This window comes from Pseudomonas sp. 8 R 14, from assembly GCF_900005955.1.
Taxonomy (GTDB): domain Bacteria; phylum Pseudomonadota; class Gammaproteobacteria; order Pseudomonadales; family Pseudomonadaceae; genus Aquipseudomonas; species Aquipseudomonas marginalis.
Genome location: NZ_CVTH01000077.1, coordinates 424440 through 431451 on the forward strand (window position 1 = coordinate 424440; position 7012 = coordinate 431451).

At 58.4% G+C, this 7012-nt stretch carries 6 protein-coding genes; 2 read left to right on the forward strand and 4 right to left on the reverse strand.

The window, feature by feature from the left end:
• Nucleotides 1–21: 21 nt before the first annotated feature.
• The 4 genes from BFQ01_RS22100 to BFQ01_RS22115 form a co-directional block, all read right to left on the reverse strand.
• Nucleotides 22–1458 carry an NAD(P)(+) transhydrogenase (Re/Si-specific) subunit beta gene (locus tag BFQ01_RS22100; protein ID WP_027608003.1) on the reverse strand — a complete coding sequence of 479 codons (1437 nt, stop codon included), beginning with the start codon at nt 1456–1458 and terminating at the stop codon, nt 22–24.
• A complete protein-coding gene (locus BFQ01_RS22105) occupies nt 1458–1778 on the reverse strand; it encodes an NAD(P) transhydrogenase subunit alpha (RefSeq protein ID WP_003187417.1) in 321 nt (106 codons plus the stop codon). Before BFQ01_RS22105 ends, BFQ01_RS22100 begins: the two co-directional genes overlap by 1 nt.
• A gap of 15 nt (nt 1779–1793) precedes the next feature.
• Nucleotides 1794–2915 (reverse strand): Re/Si-specific NAD(P)(+) transhydrogenase subunit alpha, encoded by a 1122-nt coding sequence (locus BFQ01_RS22110; protein ID WP_065926875.1) that lies wholly within the window; start codon nt 2913–2915, stop codon nt 1794–1796.
• Nucleotides 2916–3367: 452 nt separating this feature from the next.
• Complete coding sequence (locus BFQ01_RS22115; protein WP_065926876.1) at nt 3368–4267, reverse strand: LysR family transcriptional regulator; 900 nt, start codon at nt 4265–4267, stop codon at nt 3368–3370.
• A 158-nt stretch (nt 4268–4425) separates the two neighbouring features.
• Here BFQ01_RS22115 and BFQ01_RS22120 point away from each other — a divergent pair, with 158 nt between their 5' ends.
• Both BFQ01_RS22120 and BFQ01_RS22125 read left to right on the forward strand, forming a co-directional pair.
• Nucleotides 4426–5607: an acyl-CoA dehydrogenase gene (locus BFQ01_RS22120; protein WP_065926877.1), complete on the forward strand. Its 1182-nt coding sequence runs from the start codon at nt 4426–4428 to the stop codon at nt 5605–5607.
• A 12-nt stretch (nt 5608–5619) separates the two neighbouring features.
• On the forward strand, nt 5620–6840 hold the full coding sequence (locus BFQ01_RS22125; RefSeq protein WP_065926878.1) for a CaiB/BaiF CoA transferase family protein: 1221 nt from the start codon (nt 5620–5622) through the stop codon (nt 6838–6840).
• Nucleotides 6841–7012 lie beyond the last annotated feature (172 nt).

Sequence of the window (7012 nt, forward strand, 5' to 3'; positions counted from 1 at the left end):
GGGTATTGCTCTGGCGCAGTGTTACTCGACGGCCTTGACCATATCTTCGATGACCTTCTTGGCATCACCGAAGACCATCATGGTCTTGTCCAGGTAGAACAGTTCGTTATCCAGCCCGGCATAACCACTGGCCATCGAACGCTTGTTGACGATGATGGTCTTGGCCTTGAACGCCTCCAGGATCGGCATGCCGGCAATCGGCGAGTTGGGGTCGTTCTTGGCGGCCGGGTTGACCACGTCGTTCGCGCCCAGCACCAGCACCACGTCAGCCTGGCCGAATTCGGAGTTGATATCCTCCATCTCGAACACCTGGTCGTAAGGCACTTCCGCCTCGGCCAGCAGGACGTTCATATGCCCAGGCATACGGCCGGCCACCGGGTGGATCGCGTATTTCACGGTCACGCCACGGTGCGTCAGCTTTTCGGTCAGTTCCTTCAGGGCATGCTGTGCCCGTGCCACTGCCAGGCCATAGCCTGGAACGATGATCACGGTGTCGGCGTTGGTCAGCAGGAAGGTGGCGTCGTCGGCCGAACCGGACTTCACCGGGCGTGCTTCTTTAGAACCCGCTGCAGCACCGGCATCCGGCGCATTGCCGAAACCGCCGAGCAGTACATTAAAGAAGGAGCGGTTCATCGCCTTGCACATGATGTACGACAGGATCGCACCGCTTGAACCCACCAGCGAACCGGCAATGATCAGCATCGAGTTGTTCAGCGAGAAGCCGATGCCCGCCGCGGCCCAGCCGGAGTAGCTGTTGAGCATCGACACAACAACCGGCATATCGGCGCCGCCAATCGGGATGATGATCAGCACGCCGAGCACGAACGCCAATGCCAGCATCAGCGCAAAGGCGGTGAGGTTGCCGGTGAACATGAACGCCAGCCCCAGGCCCAGGGTTGCAAGGCCGAGCACCAGGTTGATCTTGTGCTGGCCGCCAAACTGTACCGGTGCGCCTTGGAACAGGCGGAACTTGTACTTGCCCGACAGCTTGCCGAACGCGATCACCGAACCGGAGAAGGTAATCGCCCCGATGGCCGCGCCGAGGAACAGCTCCAGGCGGTTGCCCGCCGGGATCGCATCGCCCAGGTGTTTGACGATGCCCAGGGACTGCGGCTCGACCACGGCGGCAATCGCGATAAACACCGCGGCCAGGCCGATCATGCTGTGCATGAAGGCGACCAGTTCGGGCATCTTGGTCATTTCTACGCGCTTGGCCATGATCGAGCCGGCGGTGCCGCCGACCAGCAGGCCGACGATCACGTAGCCGATACCGGCGGTGGCCAGCTCAGCGCCGAGCTTATAGATGAGGCCTACGGTCGTGAGTACCGCCAGCGCCATGCCGAGCATGCCGAACAGATTGCCGCGTCGCGACGTAGTGGGATGCGACAGGCCTTTGAGGGCCTGGATAAAGCAGATCGACGCGATCAGGTACAGCGTCGTCACCAGATTCATGCTCATTACTTCGGCGCCTCTTCTTTTACTTTCGGGGCTTTCTTCTTGAACATCTCCAGCATCCTGCGAGTTACCAGGAAACCGCCGAACACGTTCACGGCCGCGAGGGCCACAGCCAGGGTGCCCATGGTCTTGCCCAGTGGCGTAACGGTCAGCGCTGCAGCGAGCATGGCGCCGACAATCACAATCGCTGAAATGGCGTTCGTCACTGCCATCAACGGTGTGTGCAGTGCGGGCGTTACGTTCCAGACCACGTGGTAACCGACATAAATCGCCAGCACAAAGATGATCAGGTTGTAGATACCGGGGGAGATAAGCTCTTCCATCGTCTGAATCCCTGCTTAGGCGTTTTTGCGGATGACTTGGCCGTCGCGGCACATGAGGCACGCGGCGACGATGTCGTCTTCGAGGTTGATTTCAAACTGCCCTTCCTTGTTGAAGACCAGTTTCAGGAAGTCCAGCAGGTTGCGCGCATACAAGGCCGACGCATCGGCGGCGACGGCGCCGGCGAGGTTGGTCGGGCCGCAGATGATTACGCCGTTCTCCACCACCACCTGGTCGGCGACGGTCAGCGGGCAATTGCCGCCCTGGGCGGCAGCGAGGTCGATGACCACCGAGCCGGGCTTCATCTGCGCGACGGTGTCGGCGCTGAGCAGCGTCGGCGCCTTGCGGCCGGGGATCAGGGCGGTGGTGATGACGATGTCGGCCTGCTTGGCGCGTTCGTGCACGGCCAGGGCCTGGCGTTGCATCCAGCTGCTGGGCATCGGGCGCGCGTAGCCGCCGACACCGACGGCGCATTCACGTTCTTCGTCGGTTTCGTAGGGGACGTCGACGAACTTGGCGCCAAGGGATTCGATCTGCTCTTTTACCGCAGGACGCACGTCGGATGCTTCGATCACCGCGCCCAGGCGTTTCGCCGTGGCGATGGCTTGAAGGCCTGCAACACCGGCGCCGAGGATCAGCACGCGCGCGGCTTTGACCGTACCGGCGGCGGTCATGAGCATCGGCATGAAGCGCGGGTAATGATGGGCGGCCAGCAACACGGCTTTATAGCCGGCGATGTTGGCCTGGGAAGACAGCACGTCGAGGCTCTGGGCCCGCGAGGTACGTGGCGCAGCTTCCAGCGCAAAGGCAGTGATGCCTTGCTCGGCCAGCTTGGCAATGGTTTCGTTGCTGAACGGATTGAGCATGCCCACCAACGCGGTGCCGCTTTTGATCAGCGCCAGTTCGCTGTCGCTGGGGGCGACCACCTTGAGAATCAGCTCGGCGCCAAACGCATCGCCGGCACTGCCAATGGTCGCGCCTGCCGCTTCATAGGCACTGTCGACGATGCTGGCCTTGAGGCCTGCGCCGCTTTGAACAGTGACCTTATGGCCCTGGCCGATCAGCTTCTTGATGGTTTCCGGGGTGGCAGCCACCCGCGTTTCACCGGTCTGGGTTTCGAGAGGAACACCAATGTGCACGTCAAATCTCCTGCATGATCTTTTTGCTTTTGATCTTTTTGTAAAAAGGCCAGTGCACCGCGAGTGGCGCAGCTGGGGCGGCCGATCAGCACGATCCCGCTGAAATGACAGCGGGGCGCGGCATTTTGCAGGCGAACTTTACGGCCTTCAAGGGATTATGACGGGTGACGAAAAATTAACTACAAGTCACCCTGTGACTGATTGTCGCAACGGTCTGAAATAACCTCTTTAAATACAGGTGTTTAAAGGGCTTCAGCTGATTCGTGTGTTTTTTTCCATCGTTGATGTGAATAGTCGGGCATTGGCTGATAGGAGTCGCTACAAGCCACGAAAATCATGGCTTTAAGCCTTGTTTCAGGCTGACAGGTACAGTCTGCTTAAATGCGACATATACGTACATCTGTAGGCTTGTGATTTAGCTGACTACAAAGTCAGTATGTGAGGCTTGTCCTTTAAATGCTGGGGCTGTAGCGCTGCGATTGGTCTATCAACCAGTCTCTGAACGCATGCAGTGAGGCGGATTCGACTTTTCTGTCAGGAATCATCAGGTAATAAGCCTTCGAACTGGTCAGCGCCTGCGGGCTTGCGATCACCAGTCGATGCTCATCCAGTTCTCGCTGGATAAGGAATGGCGGGATCAGTGCAATACCCATGTCATGCATGGCGGCTTGAGACAACATCGAGAATAGCTCGTAACGTGGGCCTGTCATGTCGCGGGGCACGTTCAGTTGCTGGGCGTTGAACCATTGGCGCCAGGCGTAAGGGCGGGTGGTCTGCTGCAGCAATGGCAGTTCTGCAATCTCCTGGGGGGTGAATCGCTCAAGTTCGCCCAATAGTCGCGGGCTGCACACGGGGACAGGATTTTCTCCCATGAGCCTGTGGGATTCGGTACCGGACCAATCTGCGTCGCCGAAGTAAATTGCTGCGTCGAATTCCGTATCCGCAAATAGAAAAGGACGCGTGCGGTTAGTCAGGTTTACCGTCACTTCTGGATGCTCTCGTTGAAAGTCCTTGAGGCGAGGGATCAACCATTGCGTACCAAACGTGGGTACTACGGCCAGCTCAATGGTGTTTGCGCCTTGCTGCCCCATGACGGACAGGGTATCGCGCTCCACGGCGTCCAGCTGGGTGGCCACGCGACGGCTGTATGAAAGTCCCGCCTCCGTCAGCTTTACCCCGCGCCGTGAGCGCCGAAACAGCTCGACACTTAAAAACTCTTCCAGGCTGGCGATCTGTCGGCAAATGGCGCCTTGGGTGATGGAAAGCTCATGCGCCGCCTTGGTAAAGCTCTCGTGGCGGGCTGCCGCTTCAAAACTGACAAGGGCGGTGGTGCTGGGAATTTTTCTGCGCATATACCTTGTCCTCACATAAAAAGTGCAGCTGCGCCGCTTGTAGGCGTTACGGAGTGATAAATTATCACAAGCCTATGCTAAAACCTCGTTTGCTCTCCCTGCCTGCCCGGCCTAGGCTCCATGCACGACTTCTGATTTTTCTTTGCGAGGACTTATTCATGGCTGGCAAGGCAAGCTTCAACTGGATCGATCCACTGCTGCTGGATCAACAGCTCACCGAAGAGGAGCGCATGGTGCGCGACAGTGCTGAGCAATTCGCCCAGGACAAGCTGGCGCCGCGTGTGCTCGAAGCCTTTCGCCATGAAAAGACCGACCCGGCGATTTTCCGTGAAATGGGTGAGACCGGTTTGCTGGGGGCGATGATTCCTGAGCAGTACGGGGGCAGTGGTTTGAGTTACGTCAGCTACGGCCTGATTGCGCGTGAGGTTGAGCGCGTCGACTCCGGTTATCGCTCGATGATGAGTGTGCAGTCGTCACTGGTGATGGTGCCTATCAATGAGTTCGGCACCGAAGCGCAAAAGCAGAAGTACTTGCCGAAATTGGCCTCTGGCGAATGGATTGGTTGTTTTGGTTTGACCGAGCCTGACCACGGCTCCGATCCTGGCGCGATGATCACTCGTGCGCGCAAAGTGGATGGCGGCTACAGCCTTACCGGCGCAAAAATGTGGATCACCAATAGCCCGATTGCGGACGTGTTTGTGGTGTGGGCCAAGGACGACGCTGACGATATTCGTGGGTTTGTTCTGGAGAAAGGCTGGAAAGGCCTGAGTGCGCCGGCGATTCACGGCAAGGTCGGCCTGCGCGCCTCCATCACCGGTGAGATCGTGATGGATAACGTGTTTGTGCCGGAAGAGAACATTTTCCCGGATGTGCGCGGCTTGAAGGGCCCTTTTACCTGCCTCAACTCGGCGCGTTATGGCATCTCCTGGGGGGCTTTGGGTGCTGCCGAGTTCTGTTGGCACACCGCACGCCAGTACACCCTGGATCGCCATCAGTTCGGCCGTCCATTGGCAGCAACTCAATTGATTCAGAAGAAGCTGGCCGATATGCAGACCGAAATCACCCTGGCGCTGCAAGGCTGCCTGCGCCTGGGGCGTATGAAGGAAGAGGGAACGGCTGCGGTTGAAATCACATCGATCATGAAGCGCAACTCATGCGGCAAGTCCCTGGACATCGCACGTATGGCGCGGGACATGTTGGGTGGCAACGGTATCTCCGACGAGTTCGGGGTGGCGCGTCATCTGGTGAATCTTGAGGTGGTTAACACCTATGAGGGTACCCATGACGTGCACGCCCTGATTCTGGGGCGCGCGCAAACCGGTATTCAGGCGTTCTATTAATAGGAGAACGGCATGGGCGCGCTTTCGCATCTGCGGGTATTGGATTTATCGCGAGTGTTGGCAGGCCCCTGGTCCGGGCAGATCCTTGCGGACCTTGGGGCTGAGGTGATCAAGGTCGAGCGACCTGGTAGCGGTGACGATACGCGCGCCTGGGGGCCGCCCTTCCTTAAAGACGCTGATGGCGAGAACACGAGTGAGGCGGCGTACTACTTGTCGGCTAATCGCAACAAAGAGTCGGTGACGATCGACTTCACGCGGCCGGAGGGACAGCGGCTGGTGCGAGATCTGGCTGCCAAGTCCGACATCTTGATCGAGAACTTCAAGGTGGGTGGCCTGGCGGCGTATGGGCTGGACTACGATTCGCTCAAGAAGGTGAATCCGGAGTTGATCTACTGCTCGATCACTGGCTTCGGTCAGACGGGGCCGTATGCCGCTCGCGCGGGGTATGACTTCATGATCCAGGGGTTGGGTGGGCTGATGAGTCTTACCGGTCGGCCGGAAGGCGATGAGGGGGCCGGGCCGGTGAAGGTGGGGGTGGCGTTGACTGACATTCTCACTGGGCTCTACTCGACGGTGGCGATCCTTGCTGCGCTGGCGCATCGGGATCATGACGGTGGTGGGCAGCATATCGATATGGCGTTGCTTGATGTGCAGGTGGCTTGTCTGGCTAACCAGGCGATGAACTACCTGGCCACGGGAGCGGCGCCAAAACGACTGGGTAATGCTCATCCGAATATCGTGCCTTATCAGGATTTTCCTACGGCCGATGGCGATTTCATACTGACCGTGGGTAATGACGGGCAATTTCGCAAGTTCGCCGAAGTGGCTGGGCAGCCGCAGTGGGCGGATGATCCGCGGTTCTCTACTAATAAGGTGCGGGTAGCCAACCGCGCTGAGCTGATTCCATTGATTCGCCAGGTTACGGTCTTCAAGACTACGGCTGAGTGGGTGTCACAACTGGAGCGGGTTGGTGTGCCTTGTGGGCCGATCAATGACCTAGCCCAGGTGTTTGCCGATCCTCAGGTAAAGGCACGAGGGCTGGCGATACAGCTGCCGCATGCGTTGGCGGGGATGGTGCCGCTGGTGGCCAGTCCGATTCGGTTATCCAAGACGCCTGTGGAGTACCGTACTGCGCCTCCTTTGTTGGGGCAGCATACGGCTCAGGTGCTGCAGGATGTGTTGGGGTTGGGCTCGGCGAATGTGAAGGCTTTGAAAGAAGCGGGAGTTATCTAGGGGCGCTCTTCTATATAGAGGGCGTTTTGGTGGTTTTTTAATCAACTTCGGCAAATTGATAGGAAAACTAAATTAAGTGTTGACGGCAGATCCTGGAAGTCTATAATTCGCCCCACTTCCGGCGCAGTCGAAACGCAAAACTCCTTGGTAAACAAAGAGTTATGCAGAATAA

Bases quoted from the DNA above. Each gene is read 5' to 3' on its own strand.
- BFQ01_RS22100 (WP_027608003.1), bottom strand. From the start codon at position 1,458: ATGAGCATGAATCTGGTGACGACGCTGTACCTGATCGCGTCGATCTGC.
- BFQ01_RS22105 (WP_003187417.1), bottom strand. From the start codon at position 1,778: ATGGAAGAGCTTATCTCCCCCGGTATCTACAACCTGATCATCTTTGTG.
- BFQ01_RS22115 (WP_065926876.1), bottom strand. From the start codon at position 4,267: ATGCGCAGAAAAATTCCCAGCACCACCGCCCTTGTCAGTTTTGAAGCG.
- BFQ01_RS22120 (WP_065926877.1), top strand. From the start codon at position 4,426: ATGGCTGGCAAGGCAAGCTTCAACTGGATCGATCCACTGCTGCTGGAT.
- BFQ01_RS22125 (WP_065926878.1), top strand. From the start codon at position 5,620: ATGGGCGCGCTTTCGCATCTGCGGGTATTGGATTTATCGCGAGTGTTG.